Annotated in this window: 22 protein-coding genes; 18 read left to right on the top strand and 4 right to left on the bottom strand. The window is 46.3% G+C overall.

Annotated elements, in window-relative coordinates; genetic code table 11:
• Positions 1-19 precede the first annotated feature (19 nt).
• From ilvC to tsaD, 11 genes are all read left to right on the top strand, one after another.
• Positions 20-1,045: a ketol-acid reductoisomerase gene (gene ilvC / locus ACSVDE_RS19015; RefSeq protein ID WP_439302494.1), complete on the top strand. Its 1,026-nt coding sequence runs from the start codon at positions 20-22 to the stop codon at positions 1,043-1,045.
• The gene (locus tag ACSVDE_RS19010; RefSeq protein WP_439302493.1) at positions 1,032-2,573 is read left to right on the top strand and encodes a 2-isopropylmalate synthase; all 1,542 of its coding nucleotides are present in this window, start codon (positions 1,032-1,034) and stop codon (positions 2,571-2,573) included. The genes ilvC and ACSVDE_RS19010 overlap by 14 nt, the downstream gene beginning before the upstream one ends.
• Before the next feature lie 34 nt (positions 2,574-2,607).
• Entirely contained in the window at positions 2,608-3,723 is a 1,116-nt protein-coding gene (gene leuB, locus ACSVDE_RS19005) for a 3-isopropylmalate dehydrogenase (RefSeq protein WP_439302492.1), read from the top strand.
• An 87-nt stretch (positions 3,724-3,810) separates the two neighbouring features.
• Positions 3,811-5,223 carry a 3-isopropylmalate dehydratase large subunit gene (leuC, locus tag ACSVDE_RS19000; protein ID WP_439302491.1) on the top strand — a complete coding sequence of 471 codons (1,413 nt, stop codon included), beginning with the start codon at positions 3,811-3,813 and terminating at the stop codon, positions 5,221-5,223.
• Positions 5,224-5,238: 15 nt separating this feature from the next.
• Positions 5,239-5,826 carry a 3-isopropylmalate dehydratase small subunit gene (gene leuD / locus ACSVDE_RS18995; RefSeq protein WP_439302490.1) on the top strand — a complete coding sequence of 196 codons (588 nt, stop codon included), beginning with the start codon at positions 5,239-5,241 and terminating at the stop codon, positions 5,824-5,826.
• 55 nt (positions 5,827-5,881) lie between these two features.
• Complete coding sequence (ilvA, locus tag ACSVDE_RS18990) at positions 5,882-6,832, top strand: threonine ammonia-lyase (protein WP_439302489.1); 951 nt, start codon at positions 5,882-5,884, stop codon at positions 6,830-6,832.
• A gap of 108 nt (positions 6,833-6,940) precedes the next feature.
• Positions 6,941-7,906, top strand: coding sequence for a thiamine-phosphate kinase (gene thiL / locus ACSVDE_RS18985; protein ID WP_439302488.1), 966 nt, complete (start codon positions 6,941-6,943; stop codon positions 7,904-7,906).
• Between the two features lie 21 nt (positions 7,907-7,927).
• Positions 7,928-8,398 carry a tRNA (adenosine(37)-N6)-threonylcarbamoyltransferase complex ATPase subunit type 1 TsaE gene (gene tsaE, locus ACSVDE_RS18980; RefSeq protein WP_439302487.1) on the top strand — a complete coding sequence of 157 codons (471 nt, stop codon included), beginning with the start codon at positions 7,928-7,930 and terminating at the stop codon, positions 8,396-8,398.
• Positions 8,379-9,071, top strand: coding sequence for a tRNA (adenosine(37)-N6)-threonylcarbamoyltransferase complex dimerization subunit type 1 TsaB (tsaB, locus tag ACSVDE_RS18975; RefSeq protein ID WP_439302486.1), 693 nt, complete (start codon positions 8,379-8,381; stop codon positions 9,069-9,071). The genes tsaE and tsaB overlap by 20 nt, the downstream gene beginning before the upstream one ends.
• Positions 9,072-9,080: 9 nt before the next feature.
• Positions 9,081-9,530, top strand: a complete 450-nt coding sequence (rimI, locus tag ACSVDE_RS18970; RefSeq protein ID WP_439302485.1) for a ribosomal protein S18-alanine N-acetyltransferase — start codon at positions 9,081-9,083, stop codon at positions 9,528-9,530.
• Positions 9,530-10,546: a tRNA (adenosine(37)-N6)-threonylcarbamoyltransferase complex transferase subunit TsaD gene (gene tsaD, locus ACSVDE_RS18965; RefSeq protein ID WP_439302484.1), complete on the top strand. Its 1,017-nt coding sequence runs from the start codon at positions 9,530-9,532 to the stop codon at positions 10,544-10,546. The genes rimI and tsaD overlap by 1 nt, the downstream gene beginning before the upstream one ends.
• Before the next feature lie 226 nt (positions 10,547-10,772).
• Here tsaD and ACSVDE_RS18960 read toward each other — a convergent pair whose 3' ends face one another.
• Together ACSVDE_RS18960 and ACSVDE_RS18955 are read right to left on the bottom strand one after the other, a co-directional pair.
• The gene (locus ACSVDE_RS18960) at positions 10,773-11,774 is read right to left on the bottom strand and encodes a hypothetical protein (protein WP_439302483.1); all 1,002 of its coding nucleotides are present in this window, start codon (positions 11,772-11,774) and stop codon (positions 10,773-10,775) included.
• A 522-nt stretch (positions 11,775-12,296) separates the two neighbouring features.
• A complete protein-coding gene (locus tag ACSVDE_RS18955) occupies positions 12,297-14,225 on the bottom strand; it encodes an ABC-F family ATP-binding cassette domain-containing protein (protein ID WP_439302482.1) in 1,929 nt (642 codons plus the stop codon).
• A gap of 220 nt (positions 14,226-14,445) precedes the next feature.
• Here ACSVDE_RS18955 and moaC point away from each other — a divergent pair, with 220 nt between their 5' ends.
• Genes moaC through tatC form a run of 4 tightly spaced genes read left to right on the top strand, consistent with a single transcriptional unit; the run spans position 14,446 to position 16,591 of the window.
• The gene (moaC, locus tag ACSVDE_RS18950; protein ID WP_439302481.1) at positions 14,446-14,931 is read left to right on the top strand and encodes a cyclic pyranopterin monophosphate synthase MoaC; all 486 of its coding nucleotides are present in this window, start codon (positions 14,446-14,448) and stop codon (positions 14,929-14,931) included.
• A 24-nt stretch (positions 14,932-14,955) separates the two neighbouring features.
• Positions 14,956-15,597: a redox-sensing transcriptional repressor Rex gene (locus tag ACSVDE_RS18945; RefSeq protein ID WP_439302480.1), complete on the top strand. Its 642-nt coding sequence runs from the start codon at positions 14,956-14,958 to the stop codon at positions 15,595-15,597.
• Between the two features lie 31 nt (positions 15,598-15,628).
• The gene (locus ACSVDE_RS18940) at positions 15,629-15,820 is read left to right on the top strand and encodes a twin-arginine translocase TatA/TatE family subunit (protein WP_439302479.1); all 192 of its coding nucleotides are present in this window, start codon (positions 15,629-15,631) and stop codon (positions 15,818-15,820) included.
• 18 nt (positions 15,821-15,838) lie between these two features.
• The gene (gene tatC / locus ACSVDE_RS18935; protein ID WP_439302478.1) at positions 15,839-16,591 is read left to right on the top strand and encodes a twin-arginine translocase subunit TatC; all 753 of its coding nucleotides are present in this window, start codon (positions 15,839-15,841) and stop codon (positions 16,589-16,591) included.
• 406 nt (positions 16,592-16,997) lie between these two features.
• On the opposite strand, the gene ACSVDE_RS18930 is transcribed toward tatC, so the two are convergent.
• Together ACSVDE_RS18930 and ACSVDE_RS18925 are read right to left on the bottom strand one after the other, a co-directional pair.
• Positions 16,998-17,204, bottom strand: a complete 207-nt coding sequence (locus tag ACSVDE_RS18930) for a DUF4305 domain-containing protein (RefSeq protein ID WP_226552732.1) — start codon at positions 17,202-17,204, stop codon at positions 16,998-17,000.
• Positions 17,205-17,206: 2 nt separating this feature from the next.
• Positions 17,207-17,914: a lysostaphin resistance A-like protein gene (locus ACSVDE_RS18925; RefSeq protein WP_439302477.1), complete on the bottom strand. Its 708-nt coding sequence runs from the start codon at positions 17,912-17,914 to the stop codon at positions 17,207-17,209.
• Positions 17,915-18,139: 225 nt separating this feature from the next.
• On the opposite strand from ACSVDE_RS18925, the gene groES reads away from it, so the two are divergent.
• The 3 genes from groES to ACSVDE_RS18910 all read left to right on the top strand — a co-directional run bounded on the left by groES (position 18,140) and on the right by ACSVDE_RS18910 (position 21,050).
• Entirely contained in the window at positions 18,140-18,424 is a 285-nt protein-coding gene (groES, locus tag ACSVDE_RS18920) for a co-chaperone GroES (RefSeq protein WP_439302476.1), read from the top strand.
• An 86-nt stretch (positions 18,425-18,510) separates the two neighbouring features.
• Entirely contained in the window at positions 18,511-20,154 is a 1,644-nt protein-coding gene (groL, locus tag ACSVDE_RS18915) for a chaperonin GroEL (RefSeq protein ID WP_439302475.1), read from the top strand.
• Positions 20,155-20,297: 143 nt separating this feature from the next.
• Positions 20,298-21,050, top strand: coding sequence for a hypothetical protein (locus tag ACSVDE_RS18910; RefSeq protein WP_439302474.1), 753 nt, complete (start codon positions 20,298-20,300; stop codon positions 21,048-21,050).
• The last annotated feature ends 227 nt before the right edge of the window (positions 21,051-21,277 follow it).

Here is a 21,277-nt window from a genome sequence, read left to right as displayed (position 1 = left end):
CCTGGAAGGATGATGAGAGATGGTCAAAGTCTACTATAACGATGATGTGAAGGATGACGTTCTGAAAGGCAGGAAAGTGGCAGTTGTGGGATATGGTTCGCAAGGTCATGCCCATGCACAGAATTTACGGGAGAGCGGCTTCGACGTTGTTGTCGGCCTTCGGAAAGGGAAGTCGTGGGACAAGGCAGAAGCGGACGGTTTTCAAGTCAAGTCAGTGAAAGAAGCAAGTGCCGAAGCTGATGTCGTCATGGTTCTCTTGCCTGATGAATGGCAGCCGAAAGTGTACGAAGCGGAAATCAAGCCAGGACTGACGCCAGGCAAAGCACTCGCCTTCGCGCATGGTTTCAACGTCCATTTCCATCAAGTTGTTCCTCCAGCCGACGTTGATGTGTTCCTTGTCGCCCCTAAAGGACCTGGTCATCTTGTGAGGCGGACGTTTGAGAGTGGTGCTGGGGTCCCGGCATTGTTCGGTGTCCATCAAAATGTCACCGGTCAGGCAGATGAACTGGCACTCGCTTATGGGAAAGGAATCGGCGCAGGCCGGGCAGGGATTCTTGAAACAACATTCCAGGAGGAGACGGAAACCGACTTGTTCGGTGAACAGGCGGTCCTTTGTGGAGGATTGACGTCCCTTGTGAAAGCAGGTTTCGAAACGCTCGTTGAAGCGGGATATCAGCCTGAAGTCGCGTATTTCGAATGTCTCCATGAGCTGAAGCTGATCGTCGACCTCATGTATGAAGGTGGCATCGAGGGAATGAGATATTCCGTTTCAGATACCGCGCAATGGGGTGACTTCGTATCAGGACCTCGTGTCGTGAACGAGGAAACGAAGGCAAGGATGAAAGAGGTGCTGGAAGACATCCAGTCCGGTACTTTTGCGAAAGGATGGATCCTTGAAAACCAGACGAACCGTCCTGTATACAACGCAACAAACGAGCGGGAGAAGAACCATCAGATCGAGGTCGTCGGACGCAAGTTGAGAGAGTTGATGCCGTTCATCAAGAAAGATGAGAAAAAGGAAGTGGTGTTCAGTGGCAAAGATTGATGTCTTTGATACGACGCTTAGAGACGGTGAACAATCGGCAGGGGTGAATCTGAATCTGTTAGAAAAGCTGGAGATTGCTCATCAGCTGGAGCGACTGAACGTAGACATCATCGAAGCAGGTTTTCCGACAGCCTCCAAAGGAGATCAGCAATCGGTCAAACGAATTGCGGAAGCTGTAAAAGGGAGTTCAGTCACAGGTCTCTCAAGAGCGAGTGAGAAAGACATCGATGCGGCGTGGGAAGCGCTGAAAGGATCGACGGAGCCGAGGGTGCACGTATTCCTGGCAACGTCGCCGATCCATATGACGTACAAACTGAAAATGACGACCGATCAAGTATTGGACACAGCGGTGCAATCGGTGAAGTACGCGAAAAAGAAATTCCCTCATGTGCAGTGGTCAGCTGAAGATGCTTGCCGGTCAGACCGACATTTTCTCGTGAAAATCATCAAGGAAGTGATTGATGCAGGTGCGACGGTCATCAACCTTCCCGATACGGTCGGTTATATGGCCCCTGAGGAGTACGGAGATCTTTTCCGATTCGTAAAAGAACATGTACCGAACATCGACCAGGTCAAGCTATCCGCCCATTGCCATAACGATTTAGGGATGGCTACGGCTAATACGCTTGCTGCGATTGAAAACGGAGCGGATCAAGTCGAAGGGACGATCAATGCAATCGGTGAACGGGCCGGCAATACAGGTCTTGAGGAGATCGCTGTCGCGCTTCACATCCGAGAGGATTTTTATGGAGCGAAAACCGGACTGAAGCTCGATGAGTTGAAACGTACGAGTAATCTTGTCAGCAAATTGACGGGCATGAGTGTACCTGCGAACAAAGCCGTAGTTGGAAACAATGCGTTCGCTCATGAATCCGGTATTCACCAGGATGGCGTGTTGAAGGAGAAATCCACTTACGAAATCATCAGTCCCGAACTGATCGGAGTGCAAACAAATCGTCTCGTTCTCGGAAAACATTCCGGACGCCACGCCTTCAAGATGAAGGTGAAGGACATGGGATTCAAACTGACCGATCAAAAGCTGAACGATGCTTTCGGGATGTTCAAAGAGTTGGCGGATAAAAAGAAAGAAGTTTCCGATGAAGATATCTTTGCAATCTTGATGGAGAAACAGACCGAAGCCGAGGGACTACCGGTTTACCAGTTGAAGAGTTTGCAAGTCCAGTATGGAATGGACAACATTCCGACCGCGACGATTGCAGTCGTTCAGCCGGATGGAACGTACACGCAGGAAGCGGCGACCGGTTTTGGGAGTGTTGAAGCCATCTACAATACGATCGAGAAGCTCGTTGAAGATTCCGTCGTCCTTTTAGATTACAAGATACATTCGGTCGGTGGAGGAAGAGATGCACTGGCAGAAGTGTATGTACAGGTGAAGTGCAACGAAGTCCAATCGAGTGGAAGAGGGACCGCACAAGACGTCTTGGAAGCGTCAGCACGAGCCTACCTCGACGCAGTCAATCGGGTCCGGAGCGTTCGCCAGCATGATCAGCAGAAAGCAACGGTTTAACTTACATCTTTCTTATAAAATTGGAGGGATTATGATGAAAAAGCAAGTGGCAGTACTACCTGGAGATGGAATCGGACAAGAAGTGATGAGCGCCGCCTTGGATGTTTTGAAAGCCGTCGAAGAGCAATTCGGACATCAATTCAAGGTCTTTCAAGGAGACATTGGTGGTGTTGCCATTGACCGTCATGGCACTCCATTACCTGCGGAAACCCTTGAGCTGTGCAAATCAAGTGACGCGGTACTGCTCGGAGCAGTAGGAGGTCCGGAATGGGAGGACAATCCGGTCCATCTGAGGCCAGAAAAAGGGTTGCTTGGCATCCGTAAAGAACTCGGATTGTTTGCCAACTACCGCCCAATCAAGACATTTGAAGCATTGAGGGATGCTTCGCCATTGAAGCGATCAGTCGTAGATGGTGTGGATTTTGTCATCGTACGGGAACTGACCGGAGGCTTATATTTTGGTGAACCTCGTGAAAGAAGAGGTCAGCATCAAGAAGTAGCGGTCGATACCCTTCAATATGAGAAAAAAGAGATTGAGAACGTGGTCCGTAAGGCCTTCGATCTCGCAGCTACCCGCAGGAAGAAAGTGACGTCTGTCGATAAAGCGAATGTGCTGGAATCGAGCCGGATGTGGAGAGAGGTTGTCGAACAGGTGGCTGCTGATTATCCCGAAGTTGAAGTGGAGCATTTGCTCGTAGACGTAGCGGCTATGAAACTCGTTTATCAGCCGAAGCAGTTCGACGTCATCGTCACAGAGAATATGTTCGGCGACATCTTGAGTGATGAAGCCTCCATGTTGACGGGCTCTCTTGGGATGTTGCCATCAGCAAGTCTTCGGGCAGACGGCTTCGGACTGTATGAGCCGGTACATGGGTCCGCCCCGGATATCTCGGGCGAAAACCGAGCGAATCCACTCGGCATGGTCTTGTCTGTCGCGATGATGCTACGCCATTCCTTCGGTTTGGAAGAAGAAGCAGACCAGGTGGAAAAAGCAGTGCAAGAAGTGCTCAATGCCGGCTATCGAACCGGTGACCTGGAGGGAATCGAGAAAATCGGTCCGGTTTGCACGACAAGTGAGATGAGCGAAAACGTTGTGGAGCACTTCCAACCGAATTACGCGATGTCCGGAATCTTAGCTGCTTATATGTGAATGAGTATGAGTGCACGAAAACACGGAAATCCCAAAATGATGCACTCATAAAGTCTCATCCAACAAACCGAAGTGGAGGTAACTGTCATGAAACCGAGGAATATCGTTGAAAAGCTTTGGGATCAACATGTTGTCTATCAGGAAAAAGGGAAGCCGTATCTGTTGTATATCGACCTCCACCTCGTACATGAAGTGACGTCCCCTCAAGCGTTCGAGGGTTTAAGGATGAAAGAACGGACGGTAAGGCGGCCGGATCTCACTTTTGCCACGATGGATCATAATGTTCCTACCATCAACCGCTCTGTCATCAACGATCAGGTATCCAAGACCCAAATGACCCGGCTCCAGCAAAATTGCGAGCAATACGGAATCGAACTGGCGGACATCGATCACCCGGATCAAGGAATTGTCCACGTCATCGGGCCAGAGCTAGGATTGACCCAGCCTGGAAAAACGATTGTGTGTGGAGATAGTCATACGTCCACTCATGGTGCTTTTGGTGCGCTGGCCTTCGGCATTGGAACGAGCGAGGTGGAACACGTTCTTGCGACACAAACGCTCTGGCAATCACGGCCGAAAACCTTACAGTTCCATGTGGAAGGAAAGCTCGGTTTCGGTGTGACCGCGAAGGATCTCATTTTAGCGATCATCGCCAAATTCGGTGTTAATGTCGGGGCAGGGCACGTGATCGAATTTACGGGTGAGGGAGTCCGAAGCCTGACGATGGAAGAGCGGATGACGGTGTGCAACATGTCCATAGAGGCGGGTGCGAGAGCTGGAATCATCAGTCCGGATGAAGTCACCATCGACTATTTAAAAGGGAAGCGTCAAGTACCCGCAGGAGAGAAGTTTTTAGCTACTGCTGAAAAATGGAGGGAACTCGCTTCAGATCCAGGTGCAGAGTACGACAAGACACTGACAATCAACGGAGAAGAAATCGAGCCTCAAGTGACGTGGGGGACGAACCCTTCGATGGGCGTCGGAATCGGTGCCACGGTCCCATCCCCTGAACAATACGAGAACAGCACTGAAAGAGATAGTGTCCAACGAGCCTTAGATTACATGGACATCACAGGTGGCGCAAAAATCTCTGAGGTCGCCGTCGACTATGTGTTCATCGGCTCGTGCACAAATTCGAGGCTTAGTGACTTACGAGCTGCGGCTGACGTTTTAAAAGGGAAAAAGGTGAAGGATACGGTTACCGCGCTCGTCGTTCCGGGCTCACAATCGGTCAAGCAACAGGCGGAACAAGAAGGCTTACACCACATTTTCCTAGAGGCTGGTTTCGAGTGGCGAGAGTCGGGATGTAGTATGTGCCTGGCGATGAATGAGGACGTCGTCCCTCCTGGAAAAAGGTGCGCATCCACGTCGAACCGGAACTTTGAGGGACGCCAGGGCAATGGCGCTCGAACGCACCTCGTCAGTCCAGCGATGGCTGCAGCTGCGGCAGTGGAAGGACGTTTTACAGATGTGCGCCAACTGATGGCAGTACCAAACTAGAGGAGGGGGTACCGGATGAACGGAATCCAACAAATTGCGGGTCGGGTTTTGCCACTTGAACGGAATCATGTGGATACCGATCAGATCATTCCGAAGCAATTTTTGAAAAAGATCGACCGTCAGGGGTTCGGTAAGTACCTCTTTTATCATTGGCGCTTTGATGACGACGGTCTGCCGAGAAAAGACTTTCCGCTGAACGAACCGCAGTATGACCAAGCTGTTATTTTAATCGGTGGAGAGAATTTCGGATGCGGTTCTTCAAGGGAACATGCCCCTTGGGCGTTGCAGGACTTCGGCTTTCAGGTCATCATCGCACCGAGTTTTGCCGATATCTTTTACAACAATTGCTTAAAAAATGGCATGTTACCGATCCAGCTATCCAAAGAAAAAGTGGAGCAGCTGCAAAAGAAGGCCCAACAGAAACCGTACGAATTGAAGGTCAATTTAGAACAACAAGCGGTTCAAGACGAAGACGGACTCGTAGCCACCTTCGACATTGATCCTTATTGGAAGCAGATGCTGTTGAACGGCTGGGATGAGATTTCGATCACCTTAACGTATGAAGAGCAGATCGCTCAATATGAAAAAATGAGACAGGAGTGAGTGTGTTGGGAATTTTTTAAAAGGTCATAAGGTCGTTGAAGCCGCGGAGAATTTGATGCACAATGTCCACCGGACGCCCATGAAACAATCGAGCACGTTGAATCAGATGACAGGCCACGATGTGTTTTTGAAGATGGAAAATCAACAGCGGACCGGTTCTTTCAAGCTAAGAGGCGCTCTCAATAAAATCTGCTCGTTAACAAAAGAGGAGGCGGCTAAAGGAATCGTCTGTGCATCAGCCGGCAACCACGCTCAGGGAGTTGCGCTCGGGGCTTCTCAACGATTGATCACGGCCAAGGTTTTCATGCCGAAGAAAACCCCTCAAGCCAAAGTTCAAGCCACGGAATCTTACGGAGCACGAGTCGTTCTGACGGGAGAAACGTATCAGGAAGCGTATACAGCTGCGAGAGAAGAAATGCTCGCAACAGGAGCAACCTTCGTCCATGCGTTTGATGATGAAGAGGTGATGGCGGGGCAAGGGACGGTAGCACTTGAAATGCTGCAGCAATGTCCTGATCTCGATACGATCGTCGTTCCGGTCGGTGGAGGGGGATTAATCTCCGGCACTCTGATGGCGGTCAAAACGTTCAGCCCTCATGTAAAAGTGATCGGCGTACAAGCGAGCGGGGCTCCCGCGACCTATGATCGGTTTAAAGGAACAGATACCGTTCCGCTGAGTGGTGTCAAAAGCATAGCGGACGGGATTCTCGTGAAAAAGCCGGGGAAACTGACGTATCCGATCATTGACCGGCTCGTCGATGACATCGTTACGGTGAACGAGCAAGAAATCGCCTCAGCAATCCTTTTCCTATTAGAACGGGAAAAAACGTTAGTAGAAGGAGCTGGAGCGGCATCAGTAGCATCTGTCCTAGCTGAAAAGGTGGCAGGAGCTCGCAAAAAAATCGGATGTATCGTGAGCGGCGGGAACGTAGATGTTTCCAGACTCACAGAATACCAAAAATTAAGCGAACAGACGGAAGGGAAGCAATCCATCGCTTCCGGTTGAGCAGAGTGGGATTTTTCATGAAAATAGGATAAAATATGAAGAAGAAAACCTTAGGAGCGAAGCCTAAGGTTTTTATATGCAAAGCCGTGATTAAAGGGGGCGTTAACGGTGAAAGATGAATTTGAATGGATAAAAACGATTACGCCAAAAAAACACCATCAGCCGACCTTGATTGAAGGGATCGGGGATGATGCTGCTCTCGTGCGACCGGAAGCGGGATATGATGATATCCTCTGTGTCGATACGATGGTGGAATCCGTTCATTTCAGCCGGAAAACGATGTCTCCTTATCATATTGGACACAAAGCACTTGCCGTCAATGTGAGTGATATCGCCGCGATGGGAGGCGCACCGAAATTCTACCTCGTATCGATTGCGATTCCAAAAGGTTGGACGGAAGAAGAGCTCCGTGACATCTATCAAGGGATGGCGGACCTTGCAGAAGACTTTCAAATTGACCTGATTGGCGGAGATACGGTGTCAACGGAAGGGCCGCTCGTCGTTTCGGTCACCGTTCACGGTCGCGTCCAACAAGACCGGAAACTTTTACGGAAAAATGCCAGGTCAGGCGATGTCGTTTTCCTGACAGGACCGGTCGGTTTATCAGCGGCTGGGTTGCATTTGCTATTAAAAGAAGAGGTTTCAATCAAACGTTTGATTGAAGCGCACCAATTACCTCAACCGCAAGTAAACGCCGGGTTGCTTCTTGCGGGTAGTGGGTATAGAATTGCGTTAAATGATATTAGCGACGGGCTCGCAAGTGAAGCGAATGAAATCGCAGAAGCGAGCAATGTCCAGCTCATTTTAGATGAAGAATGCTTGCCTTTCATTGAAGAATTCGCTTCTTTTCAAAAAGAACAAGTTCTTGAATGGATGCTATATGGCGGAGAAGACTTCCAATTGGTCGGAACCGTCTCTGAGGCAGATTGGCATTCGTTGCGAAAGCGGTTTGGAGAGCATAATCAGCCGTTATACAAAATCGGTACGGTGAATGAAGGTCCTGCCCGAGTGATGTTGAAGAAAGGTGAGGAACTCCTACCGATTGGAAAAAAAGGATACAACCATTTCAGGTGAAATGTGAATAGGTGATACCATATGAAGTCTTACGAAATCAAACTGAACAGTCCTGAAGAAACGATGGAAACGGCTGCACGGCTAGGAGAGCACCTTCAAGCGGGTGATGTCATCACGTTGGAAGGTGACCTGGGAGCAGGGAAGACCACGTTCACGAAAGGACTTGCGAAAGGTTTACATATCAAAAGGGTCGTGAAAAGTCCGACCTTCACGATCATTCGGGAGTACCAGGGTCGACTGCCTCTCTACCATATGGACGTTTATCGGTTAGAGGATAGTGATGAGGATCTTGGTTTCGATGAGTATTTTGAAGGAGAAGGCGTTTCGGTCGTCGAGTGGGCACACATCATTGAAGAATTTTTGCCTGAAGACCGTCTGGACATTGTGATCCGACGATCGGGCGACGAGGAACGTGAGCTGACCCTGGAACCGAAAGGCGAACGATTTTACAGGCTATGTGAGGAGTTTATGAATGAAAGCTTTAGCGATTGATACATCCAACCTTGTTATGGGGATATCAGTGATCATCGACGACAAGATCGTTGGTGAACTGACCACGAATATGAAAAAGAACCATTCCGTAAGGCTCATGCCGGCGATTGAAAGCCTTTTGCAAGAGGTGGATGTGAAACCGGACGAACTGGATAAGGTCATCGTGGCAAAAGGACCTGGATCCTACACAGGTGTAAGGATCGGTGTTTCAGTTGCTAAAACGATGGCATGGTCGTTGGGCATTCCGATAACGGGTGTCTCAAGCCTCGAAGTTGTCGCACAGAACGGGAAGTATTTCGACGGCCTCGTTTGTCCGTTGTTTGATGGCAGGCGTGGTCAGATCTATACCGGTCTTTACGGCAATATAGATGGACAGTTCCAACTCGTCCAGGAGGAGCGCATCATCCAGTTGACGGATTGGGTTGAGATGCTGAAGGAAGATTCAAAAAAGGTATTGTTTTTAGGAAATGACCTTGATCTTCATAAGGAGAAGATTGAGGAACTGATGGGAGACCGAGCTGTTTTCGGTCACATCGCAGATCATAGTCCACGTGCTGCAGAACTTGCTGCACTCGGGATCCGCGGTGAAGATGAAGATCCACATGCTTTTACGCCGAGTTATCATCAACTCGCGGAAGCGGAAGCGAAGTGGATTGCGAACCAAAAAAAGTAGGTGCCATACATGGTGGAAAATTTGACGTTCCGAGTCATGACGTTGGATGACATTGATGATGTAATGAATATCGAGGAAGCCTCTTTCCCGAACCCGTGGAGTAGGACGGCCTTTTATAATGAAATCGTGAATAACCAGTTTGCGACGTATCTCATTCTAGAGGCAGAAGGCGAACCGGTCGGTTATTGTGGCATCTGGGTGATCATAGATGAAGCGCACGTGACCAATATCGCAATCATTCCAAGGTTCAGAGGGAAGAAGTATGGCGATGCTTTAATGAAAAAGGCGATGGAACAGGCACGGATCATGGGGGCGAAGACGATGACGCTCGAAGTCCGTGTGAGTAACGAAGTCGCTCAGAAACTGTACCGAAAATACGGTTTTGAAAATGGCGGAATCCGTAGGAACTATTATACAGACAACGGAGAAGACGCATTAGTAATGTGGGTGAATTTATAATGGCTAAAGATGAAATCATACTTGGAATAGAAACGAGCTGTGATGAGACGGCAGCTGCCATCGTGAAAAACGGGACGGAACTGCTCTCGAATGTCGTCGCCTCGCAGATTGAAAGTCATAAGCGGTTCGGTGGTGTCGTACCCGAAATCGCATCTCGTCACCATGTCGAGCAGATCACGATTGTGATTGAAGAAGCGATGAAGGAAGCAGGCGTCGGGTTTGAAGACCTGACGGCGATTGCTGTGACAGAAGGCCCTGGATTGGTGGGCGCGTTGTTGATTGGAGTGAATTCGGCAAAAGCGTTGGCACTGGCGCATGGTATTCCGCTTGTCGCCGTGCACCATATCGCAGGCCATATTTATGCGAACCGGCTGATCGAGCCGATGGAGTTCCCGTTGCTTGCGCTCGTCGTTTCTGGAGGACATACAGAGCTCATCTATATGGCGGAGCATGGCTCGTTTGAAATCATTGGTGAAACGAGAGACGACGCTGCTGGTGAAGCTTATGATAAAGTCGCGCGAACGTTGAAGCTTCCTTATCCGGGAGGTCCTCATATCGATCAGATGGCCCAGGAGGGCGAACCTACGATTGACTTACCGCGTGCTTGGTTGGAGCCTGATTCGTACGATTTCAGCTTCAGTGGATTGAAGTCGGCGGTCATCAATACGCTTCATAATGCTACGCAACGTGGAGAAGAGATTGCGCCGAATGATCTGGCCGCGAGCTTCCAGGAGAGTGTCATCGACGTGTTGGTCGAGAAGACGTATCGAGCAGCCGAAGCTTATGATGTGAAGCAAGTGGTCGTCGCAGGTGGAGTGGCTGCGAACAAAGGCTTACGAGAGCGCTTGACCGAGCGATTTGAATCGACGGATATCAAGTTGTCGATTCCACCGCTTTGGTTATGTACCGATAACGCGGCGATGATTGCGGCAGCTGGCTCAATCGAGTACAACAAAGGTAGACGGGCAGACATGAAATTGAACGGAAATCCAGGATTGGATTTAGAAGCGTTTTAAAAGGTTGAAGAAGAACTCTGAGTTGATTGCTCGGGGTTCTTTTTGATGTTGTCAGGAGAGATTTTGTCGGAAAAAGAAAGCGGACTATAGTCTTTCTGCGCCCGTTATATGTCAGTTAGTGAATGGTGAACGGTGGTAAGTTGAGGCGTTTAAATGAAGAAAATCAGGAATAAAGAAAACCTGCGTCGTGCTTGAGAGTGATCAAGCATGAGCGCAGGTTATCATTTTATTTCTCTACTTTTATAGGTAAAACCACTTCAATACTTTTGTCACCATTGTGTGAGTTTTCTTTAAGGTGAGGACCTTGGAAATGTTCGGCTTCTTTTCCATAGGCTTCAACAAAGTTGTCCCATTGAGAGTATTTTTTTACCTGGAGATTAATCTGGTAGTCTGGAATTTTCCCTTTTAACTCTTTTTGTTGTTCTGGATTGGGAATAATCAATCTGTAAGATCCATCTGGTTCTACTCTAACCTTATCGGTATATCCCCTAACCATGTATCCTGGGATTTCGGTGTAAGCTTCAATGTGGGTACCTTCTACAAGGTTTGATTTGCCGGTAATAATGATGTAGTCATCCGTTTTCTTTTCGACTTTCGGTTCCAATCTGACCTTGGGGTCACCCTGATCTGATGGTTTTTCAAAGTTAGGAGATTCGATTTTTAACGTTTGGTTTTTTGTTGGGTCTTCAATATAGGCCATATAGGAGATTTTCTTATAGAGGCCTTCGCTTTCTTTATGGAGTCTTACAAAATCTCCTTTTAATTTCTCACCAGTTTTGGTGTAGTGTTCTTCAATCTGATCATCCTGAAACTCAGGTGTAAAACGAATTTCTAACCGAAGAGGCGCATCATAGTCATCTGGAAACTTCGTCTTAAGTGTGAATGAACCGTCTTCAGCCACTTGGGCTTTTGGTGAAGAACCAATGATGGCACCTTGGAATGCATGGCCAAGGATGTAAATGTCAGAACCGGGAAGAAGGTTCGTCTCTCCATTTACTGTGATTGTCTTCTTCTCAATTTCAATTTCTCCTGAAAGGGTAACCTCATAATCCCCTTGTTTCTCTTTCTTAGTATCTTTATTGTCATCCGATTGCTGATCTGGAGACTCATCTGTCGTTTCTTCCTTATTGTTGTTTTCCTCGGTGCTTGATTGTTCGTCTCCACCACAAGCTGTGAGGAGTAGAATCAATCCCATTACAAACAAAGTATGTATCACTTTCCTGTTCATAGCTATGTATCCTCCTTTAATCAACTTTTACAAGAATAGTACAACTAGGGAAGACCTTCAACAGTGCCAGGTACCGAAAAAGATGTCAGAAGTGCCAAGGGTTCCCATTCGGTACCTGGTACGGAAAGAAGGGGGCTTGACCTGCATACGAATCTATTCATGTATATGAGTGCATAAACGGTGAATATCCATGAGCATATTTATACAAAAGAGCTGTATGTTCGTGTCGAATGTAGTCGGAACGCGATGTGGAAAAAGCTTATCCACAAGTTGTGAACATTGTGGAAAACGTTCGGAACACTTGGGAAATAAACACCTGGTCGTGTGAATAACTGTTTGTGGATAATTAGAACAAAATCTGTGGATAATGTGGAAAAAACGACATTAAAACCGAAAAAGTGCTATTTAACCTGTGTATAACCCTGTGGATTCTGTGTATATGTGTATCTACTTATAAACAAAAAAGAGAGAAGATTTCAACATGTTCGATTCAACATGCAAATCATTCTCTCATTTCCCTGATTATACAGATTGTAATCCTTCCCATTCTTCCATCAATGATTCGAGTCCTTCATTTGCTTCCTCAAGCTTTTGGTTCAACTCTTGGCTCTTCTCATAATCCTGGAAGACGTCTGGTTGGCTCAGTTCATGTTCGATTTCCTCGATCTGTTGCTCATAAGCCTCAATCTGTCCTTCAAGTTCTTCAATACGGCGAAGTCGTTTCCGCTCTTCTTTTTTTGCTTGTTTATCGTTTTGGAACTGTTCTTTCTGGTCACTGACGTTCACATCTTGATTCACGTTCTGTTCTTCACGCTCGAGACGTTCAAATTCAGCTTGTTCGGCTTTCTTTTCCAAGTAATAATCATAGTCCCCAAGAAAGTTCTCCAATCCAGATGTGGATAACTCGATGACTCTTGAAGCGATCCGGTTGATGAAATAACGGTCGTGGGAAATAAAGAGGATCGTACCTGGAAAATCAATCAGAGCATTCTCCAAAACCTCTTTACTATCTAAATCTAAATGGTTCGTCGGCTCGTCCAAAATGAGCACATTCGCTTTCTGGAGCATCAGTTTCGCAAGCGCGAGACGTGCCTTCTGACCACCACTCAATTCATTGACACCTTTCAGGACATCGTCACCACTGAACAGGAAGTTCCCCAATACAGTACGGATATCTTTTTCCTGATGAGTCGGAAACTCGTCCCAAAGCTCATGTAAGACCGTTTTCGTGCTATTCAGATCCGCTTGTTCCTGGTCGTAATAGCCGATTTTGACGTTGGAGCCGAATTGGATCGCTCCACCTAGCTTCCGATCAGGGTGCATGATCGTTTTGATCAATGTCGACTTTCCGACGCCGTTAGGTCCAACGAGCGCTATGCTTTCTTCACGCTGAATGTGAAGATCGATGTCGTCGATTAACGTTTCTCCTTCATAACCGATCGCAAGCCGGTTCAATTTCAGGACATCGTTCCCGGTTTGACGCTCGATTCTAAAGCCGAACTGGGCTGATTTCTCACTGCCATCAGGTCGGTCGAGGACCTCCATCTTCTGAAGCTGCTTCCGTTTACTCTGTGCCCGTTTCGTCGTTGAAGCACGGGCGATGTTCCGCTGGACAAAATCCTGAAGCTTCGCGATTTCCGATTGCTGCTTCTCGAACTCTTTCAAATCTTGCTCGTATTGCTCTGCTTTGGCCTCAAGGTACTTACTGTAGTTTCCGAGGTACTTCTTACTCTTCGTCATCGAAATCTCATAAACTTGTGTGGCCACCTTGTCTAAGAAGTACCGGTCGTGGGAGACAATTAATAATGCACCCGGGTAGGATTGCAAGTAACTTTCCAGCCAATCGAGGGTCTCGATGTCCAGGTGGTTCGTAGGCTCGTCCAAGATTAATAGGTCCGGCTTCGTCAGTAGAAGTTTCACAAGAGCTAGTCGTGTCTTTTGTCCACCACTGAGGGAAGAGATCGGCTTCCCATAATCCTCTTCGTAAAAACGGAACCCATGAAGGATCGATCGGATGTCATTCTCGTACTGATATCCGCCTTTCAGCTGGAACTTCTGCTGAAGTGCATCATATTCAGATAGCACCTTCGCATATACGGTCTCATCATTCAAAACGTGCTCTTGTCCCATTTTCGTTTCGAGCGCACGGATTTGTTCTTCCATTTGGTGGAGATGGTCGAAAACCTTAATCATCTCTTCCCAAATCGTATTGTCAGATTCTAAGCCTGCATCTTGCGCAAGATATCCGATTTCGATTTCATTCGGCTTCATGACAGCGCCAGAATCGTAGGATAGCTGTCCGCTGACGATTTTCAGCAACGTCGATTTTCCAGCTCCGTTCCGTCCGACTAGGGCAATTCTATCCCGCGATTGTACTTCAAGTTTAATATTCGATAAAATAAGGTCAGCACCATAATATTTGGTTATGTCTTGGGCTTGCATGACGATCATGTTGTTACACCTCTTTCATACATGGTGGTTACAGCGTGCTGGCATTGAATGAACCTGCCGAAACCCTCATAACACCATGGAAACACAGTTACTATTAGTGTAGCTTATGATGGAAAGCTCAGGCAACTCTACAATTTTCAACGATTTGTGATATTTTTACTGCAATCATGCCTTACTTTTTGATAAAAATGGTGTATAGTCTCTTTTAGGTGGTGATTGAATGGGCGATTTCACGCATTTTAACGAACAAGGTCGCGCCAGGATGGTGGACATCTCTGAAAAAGAGGAAACGGTAAGGACGGCTCGCGTGAGAAGCAGCGTCAAAGTTTCCGAAGAGATTTATGAAGCGATTCAAGGAAACCATGTGAAAAAGGGTGATGTCTTATCGGTTGCCCAGGTCGCTGGGATCATGGCTGCGAAAAAGACGCCCGATATCGTACCCATGTGTCATCCATTGCCACTGAAATCGGTAGATATCTCTTTTGACTGGATAACAGAGGGAGATTATGAATTGTTGATTGATGTGACCGTGAAGACGAAGGGGAATACCGGAGTTGAAATGGAAGCATTGACAGCTGCATCTGCCGTCGGCTTAACCGTATACGATATGTGTAAAGCGATTGATAAAGGAATGGTGATCGGCCCGACCTATCTATTGGAAAAAACGGGTGGGAAAAGCGGAGATTACCTGTACGAAAACGAGTAGTGTTCTACTGATTGGAGGAACCTAATGAGCGTTGATGATCAAAAAATACCTCAAGCGACCGCAAAAAGGTTGCCGTTGTATTATCGATTTCTAAAAAACTTATCCTCATCAGGGAAGCTGCGTGTTTCTTCTTCCGAGCTAAGTGAAGCGGTCAAGGTTGATTCTGCGACGATCCGCAGAGACTTTTCCTATTTCGGAGCACTAGGGAAGAAGGGATATGGCTACAATGTCAATTATCTGCTCACCTTTTTCCGAAAGACACTCGATCAGGATGAAGTGACGAAAGTGATGCTGATCGGTGTAGGGAATTTAGGGACAGCCCTTCTGAATTATAACTTTTTGAAGAACGACAACACTCGAATCGAGTTAGCATTCGATGTAGACGAGAGTAAAGTCGGTACCACGATCAGTGGAGTACCGATCCATCATTTGGGAGATTTGAAGAAACACGTTACGAAGGACATGTCGGTCGCGATTTTGACCGTTCCTGCTCAAACCGCCCAAACGGTAGCGGATGAGCTGGTCGAAATCGGTGTGAACGGGATTCTGAATTTCACCCCCGCCCGCTTGAACGTACCAGACAATGTCCGAATTCATCATATTGATTTAGCTGTAGAACTCCAATCATTGATCTACTTTTTGAAAAATTACCCGTTGGATAAATGATCTGAGAAAGATACTTGAGGAGGTGACCAATATGCTTGGTCCAGGAAGTTGGATTATCATCGGAGTCGTCGCACTATTGATCTTCGGTCCGAAAAAGCTGCCTGAGCTTGGAAAAGCAGCAGGAAAGACATTGCGTGAATTCAAGACCGCAACGAAAGGGCTTGTGGATGACGACGATACAGATAAGAAAAAAGATGACAAGAAGAACAGAGATGAAGACTAGTTAGGAAGGTAGTTTTGTATGACGAATCAACAAATGACACTTCAGAAACATATTGAAGAACTACGAAAAAGGATATTCATCGTCATACTTGTATTCATAGCGGCGTTCATCGCCGGATTCTTCCTAGCAATGCCATTGATTCAGTATTTGAAGCAGACACCAGAGGCTGCAGGCTTAGAGTTGAACGTATTCAATCTGACCGACCCTCTGCGTGTATTTCTGGATTTTGCTTTTCTGATAGGCATATTGATTACTTCACCCGTCGCGCTCTACCAGCTTTGGGCGTTCATCAGTCCAGGCCTTTATGAGAAAGAGCGTAAGGTGACGTTGATGTACATCCCGCTTACCTTCATCTTGTTTGTAGGCGGACTTTCGTTTTCTTACTTCATTCTATTTCCATTCGTCATCGACTTTATGAACGGACTGTCCGATCTGCTTGGAGTAGAAGAAGAGTATGGAATCAATGAATATTTCCATTTCCTTTTCCGTCTGACATTGCCATTCGGAATCCTGTTCCAGTTCCCTGTCGTCATCATGTTCTTGACGAGACTCGGACTCGTGACACCCGACTTTTTACGTAAAATTCGAAAGTATTCCTATTTCGTATTGCTCGTGCTTGCAGGGTTGATCACACCACCGGAACTGATTTCGCACATGATGGTGACCGTACCGTTGATCATCCTTTATGAAGTCAGCATCTTTATAGCAGGTTTCGCTTACAAGAAATCACAGCAAACAGCGGAAGAAGCAGAACAGTCAGAAGAAGAATAAATATAATGTGAAAGCGGCCGAACTGGCCGCTTTTTTCAGTTTAGAGGGGCTTTCTGTCCTCAAAAGTGGCAGAAACCCGAAATGAAGGATAGAAAGAGGTGCTTACTGTCCTCCAAAACAGCAGAAACCCGAAATGAGGGATAGAAAGAGGTGCTTTCTGTCCTCAAAAGCAGCAGAAACGCAAAATGAGGGATAGAAAGAGTCGTTTGCTGTCCTCCAAAACAGCAGAAACCCGAAATGAAGGATAGAAAGAGGTGCTTTCTGTCCTCAAAAGCAGCAGAAACGCAAAATGAGGGATAGAAAGAGTCGTTTGCTGTCCTCAAAAACAGCAGAAACCCGAAATGAAGGACAGTAAGAGGCACTTACTGTCCCTTAAAGCCATAACAAAAGGATTGACCCCCGAGGATCAATCCTTTTTCTTCATCTGCTTTATTTTTTTACGTAACTCGAACATTCGGTATGCGTTGAAGAAGTCATAGGCAGCGAGTGCCATGTTCAGGATCGGCCAGAACGACCAGACGCCGTCTTCTCGTGCATAAAAGATGGCCAAGTACGTAAAGATCACGCCTAGTATCAAATAGGCAAATATCCAGAAGGTTGGTGAAAATCTCATAATCAGCCTCCAATAATGAATTGCATGTTCTCTAGTTGTTTTTCAAGTTTCATGATCTCGTCTCGAAAGACGACCTGGACGAGCATGACCGTCGTATTGACAGCCACATGAGCAATAATTGGTACAATCAATCGTTTTGTTTTCACATACAGGAAGCTGAGTGTGAAGCCCATCGCCGCATACACCAGAATGTGGCTGAAGTCACGGTGGACGACAGCGAACACAAGTGAACTGATTAGTGCAGCAATGAAGAAGTTCGTTCGCTTATAGAGTGTACCAAAGATTACCTTCCGAAACACGATTTCTTCCAATATAGGACCGAAGACAGAAACCACAAGAATCAGAAGTGGCACTGACAACGTCAGCTCGACGATCATTTCTGTATTTTTTGAACCTGGTTCGACGCCTAAAAATTGCATCTCAATCGTAGCAGCTACAATCTGTGCTGTGAAAACGATCGGAATACCTAGGATCGACCAGCCGATCGTTGCAGGAACACTAGCGCGTTCCTCACGATCCTCCCGGTTCCGCCATTCCGGCAGTAAAATCAGAAAGATGATCACGATTCCGATTGAAAAACTGATTACGTTCCAAAGCCCAGGGATCTTTTCACGAGGGACATCGAGACCGATCAGAATAGGTCCGCCAATGACCCCGGAAAGTAAGATCAATATATAAGTGATGAGTACCCATCCATAACGTTTATTCAAACTGTTCTCCTCTTTCGTGACAGATTCAATGCCCCATTTTAACATACTATTGCCAATAATACCTTTCTTATGACTTCGCGCTTTTCTTTACAGAAACCTAACAAAAATTTTCAGGTTATCTCTTGCAAAAAAAATGAAAGTTGATTAATATTATAAATGGAATTAGCACTCACCTATTTAGAGTGCTAATAATTAAAATCAAAATCCTTGAGGAGGGTGTTTCACTTGTTAAAGCCGTTAGGTGATCGTATTGTCATTGAGCTTGTTGAAAGCGAAGAAAAAACCGCTAGCGGAATCGTACTTCCAGACTCTGCGAAGGAAAAGCCGCAAGAAGGAAAAATCGTTGCAGTAGGTGCAGGTCGAGTAACGGATAACGGAGAAAAAGTTGCACTTGAAGTATCTGAAGGCGACACAGTTATCTATTCAAAATACGCTGGTACTGAAGTGAAATATCAAGGTAAAGAATACTTAATCTTACGCGAATCTGATGTACTAGCAATCGTAGGCTAATCCATCCGAGATTCTCTTTTTAACAGTTAAAAATTGAAAGGGAAGTCTTTCCCTACATACAACCAATCAAGGAGGTTCTTTAAACAATGGCTAAAGATATCAAGTTTAGTGAAAACGCACGTCGCTCCATGCTTCGTGGTGTGGACGCTCTTGCAGATGCTGTAAAAGTAACTCTTGGACCAAAAGGACGTAACGTGGTTCTTGAGAAGAAATTCGGTTCACCTCTAATCACGAATGATGGTGTAACAATCGCAAAAGAAATCGAACTTGAAGATGCATTCGAAAACATGGGTGCAAAGCTTGTATCCGAAGTTGCAAGCAAGACGAATGACGTTGCTGGTGACGGTACGACTACAGCGACAGTCCTTGCACAAGCGATGATCCGTGAAGGTTTGAAGAACGTAACATCTGGTGCAAACCCGATGGTCATCCGTAAAGGTATCGAAAAAGCGACTGCTGCTGCAGTTGAAGAACTTAAGAAAATTTCTAAGCCAATCGAAGGACGCGACTCAATTGCACAAGTTGCTGCAATCTCTTCTGGTGACAATGAAGTCGGTCAATTGATTGCTGAAGCGATGGAGCGCGTTGGAAACGACGGCGTTATCACAATCGAAGAATCTAAAGGATTCGCTACAGAGCTAGAAGTCGTTGAAGGAATGCAATTCGACCGCGGATATGCTTCTCCTTACATGGTTTCTGACTCTGACAAAATGGAAGCAGTCCTTGAGAATCCTTATATCCTTGTAACTGACAAGAAGATCTCCAACATCCAAGAAGTTCTTCCTGTCCTTGAGCAAGTGGTACAACAAGGTAAGCCGATCCTAATTATCGCTGAAGATGTTGAAGGTGAAGCTCTTGCAACACTCGTTGTGAACAAACTTCGCGGAACATTCAATGCAGTTGCTGTCAAAGCTCCTGGATTCGGTGACCGTCGTAAAGCGATGCTTGAAGACATCGCAACATTGACTGGTGCAGAAGTGATCACAGAAGACCTCGGTCTTGATCTTAAATCTGCAAACATCGGTCAACTAGGTACAGCTTCTAAAGTTGTCGTTACGAAAGAAAACACGACAATCGTTGAAGGTGCTGGAGACACTGAGAAAATCGCTTCTCGTGTAAACACACTTCGTGCTCAATTAGAAGAAACAACTTCTGAATTCGATAAAGAAAAATTACAAGAGCGTCTTGCGAAGCTTGCTGGTGGAGTAGCTGTCATCAAAGTCGGTGCAGCAACTGAAACTGAATTGAAAGAACGTAAGCTACGTATCGAAGACGCATTGAACTCAACTCGTGCAGCAGTTGAAGAAGGAATCGTTTCTGGTGGTGGAACTGCACTTGTAAACGTCCTGAAAGCTGTTAAAGCGATTGAAACTGCTGGAGACGAAGAAACAGGTGTGAAAATCGTTCTTCGTGCACTAGAAGAGCCAATCCGTCAAATCGCACACAACGCTGGTCTTGAAGGATCTGTTGTTGTTGAGCGCTTGAAAGGTGAAGACCTTGGAATTGGATTCAACGCACTTACTGGAGAATGGGTGAACATGATCGACGCTGGTATCGTTGACCCTACAAAAGTAACGCGTTCTGCACTACAAAACGCTGCATCCGTATCAGCAATGCTTCTTACAACAGAAGCAGTCATCGCAGATAAGCCGGAAGAAAACAACGGCGGCGGTGGCATGCCTGACATGGGCGGCATGGGCGGAATGGGTGGAATGGGCGGCATGATGTAATTCATGCGCCACACCCTTAAAAGACTACTTCCTGTTGAGGAAGTAGTCTTTTTTTATGCGATATTACAATTATGTATCGCTTGCCGATATATGTTGCAATTCATGTCGAAAACCATCATATTTAATAGTAAAGGAGGCCCGATATGCGACGCGATATACAACCGAATGAACGAGCATTCTCTACCAAAGAAGTAGCAGAAGAAGTGGGAATTGCCACTCCTACTGTACGTAAATATGGGCAGATCCTGGAGCGGAACGGTTATGAATTTTTGAAAGATGGCGATCGACGTATCTTTGTACAAAGTGATGTTGGTGCGCTTATAGCGTTACGCGATACGGAAAAGCCCCTTGACGATACAGCAAAAGACCTTGTGGAGCAACAAAGAGAAAGATTGAAAGTCCCCGATGAAACTGATATATCGCTACCCGATACATATGAAAATGTTGAAAGCTTACCATACGATCCGAATCAATTGAAAGACGTCTTAAGGGTAGTTGTGAATGAACTCGCTGCTACACGTGAGATGAATGTACAACTGAAAAGCGATATGGCCCAACTGAAAACAACTGTATCCCGCCTTCAGCAGGATCATCATGCGATCAGTTCGAGTATTGGAAATGCTGCACAGAAAACGAATGTGAAAATCGAGAATTTGACCAAGCAACAAAAGGCGCAGTACGAAACGTTGATACAACAAGAGAAAGAACATTATGAAGAATTGCTGCAGCAAGAACAACATAGAAGTGAGCAATTACAAAATGAAATGAAGAGCATGAGAGAAGAACAAATCAAAGAATGGCGCGAACAGAATGATTTTAATAAAAGATTGGAAGAAGCGATACAACATAGACCTAAAGGAAAATGGAGTGGTTTACTCTCCATATTCAAGAAATAAATCTATTTTATGAGCTGATCAAAACAAATGGTCGGTTCTTTTTTGTTTCGGCGTATCGCCAGGCGATACAATCAGAGAAGTAGAAAATCCTGATGCATCAATCTACAAATCATAACAATTTCCTGAGAAATATCTACAAAATGTGAGTGAATAATCGACAACCAACAACCTCTTTAATTGTGAACCTGAGATGTTTTTACAAATATATATGTATCCAATACTTAAAT

Source organism: Pseudalkalibacillus sp. Hm43 (genome assembly GCF_051842935.1).
In the GTDB taxonomy this organism is placed as follows: Bacteria; Bacillota; Bacilli; order Bacillales; family Fictibacillaceae; genus Pseudalkalibacillus.
Note: the sequence above shows the minus strand (reverse complement) of the source record. Positions and strands in the feature narration are given on the sequence as shown.

Excerpts from the sequence above, each read along its gene's own strand:
- tsaD (WP_439302484.1), top strand. The coding sequence starts at position 9,530 with ATGGCTAAAGATGAAATCATACTTGGAATAGAAACGAGCTGTGATGAG.
- tsaB (WP_439302486.1), top strand. The coding sequence starts at position 8,379 with ATGAAAGCTTTAGCGATTGATACATCCAACCTTGTTATGGGGATATCA.
- ACSVDE_RS18945 (WP_439302480.1), top strand. The coding sequence starts at position 14,956 with ATGAGCGTTGATGATCAAAAAATACCTCAAGCGACCGCAAAAAGGTTG.
- ACSVDE_RS18930 (WP_226552732.1), bottom strand. The coding sequence starts at position 17,204 with ATGAGATTTTCACCAACCTTCTGGATATTTGCCTATTTGATACTAGGC.
- ACSVDE_RS18955 (WP_439302482.1), bottom strand. The coding sequence starts at position 14,225 with ATGATCGTCATGCAAGCCCAAGACATAACCAAATATTATGGTGCTGAC.
- ilvA (WP_439302489.1), top strand. The coding sequence starts at position 5,882 with ATGCACAATGTCCACCGGACGCCCATGAAACAATCGAGCACGTTGAAT.
- ACSVDE_RS18910 (WP_439302474.1), top strand. The coding sequence starts at position 20,298 with ATGCGACGCGATATACAACCGAATGAACGAGCATTCTCTACCAAAGAA.
- tsaE (WP_439302487.1), top strand. The coding sequence starts at position 7,928 with ATGAAGTCTTACGAAATCAAACTGAACAGTCCTGAAGAAACGATGGAA.
- ilvC (WP_439302494.1), top strand. The coding sequence starts at position 20 with ATGGTCAAAGTCTACTATAACGATGATGTGAAGGATGACGTTCTGAAA.
- groL (WP_439302475.1), top strand. The coding sequence starts at position 18,511 with ATGGCTAAAGATATCAAGTTTAGTGAAAACGCACGTCGCTCCATGCTT.
- leuC (WP_439302491.1), top strand. The coding sequence starts at position 3,811 with ATGAAACCGAGGAATATCGTTGAAAAGCTTTGGGATCAACATGTTGTC.
- tatC (WP_439302478.1), top strand. The coding sequence starts at position 15,839 with ATGACGAATCAACAAATGACACTTCAGAAACATATTGAAGAACTACGA.
- ACSVDE_RS18960 (WP_439302483.1), bottom strand. The coding sequence starts at position 11,774 with ATGAACAGGAAAGTGATACATACTTTGTTTGTAATGGGATTGATTCTA.
- leuD (WP_439302490.1), top strand. The coding sequence starts at position 5,239 with ATGAACGGAATCCAACAAATTGCGGGTCGGGTTTTGCCACTTGAACGG.
- ACSVDE_RS18940 (WP_439302479.1), top strand. The coding sequence starts at position 15,629 with ATGCTTGGTCCAGGAAGTTGGATTATCATCGGAGTCGTCGCACTATTG.
- leuB (WP_439302492.1), top strand. The coding sequence starts at position 2,608 with ATGAAAAAGCAAGTGGCAGTACTACCTGGAGATGGAATCGGACAAGAA.
- rimI (WP_439302485.1), top strand. The coding sequence starts at position 9,081 with ATGGTGGAAAATTTGACGTTCCGAGTCATGACGTTGGATGACATTGAT.
- moaC (WP_439302481.1), top strand. The coding sequence starts at position 14,446 with ATGGGCGATTTCACGCATTTTAACGAACAAGGTCGCGCCAGGATGGTG.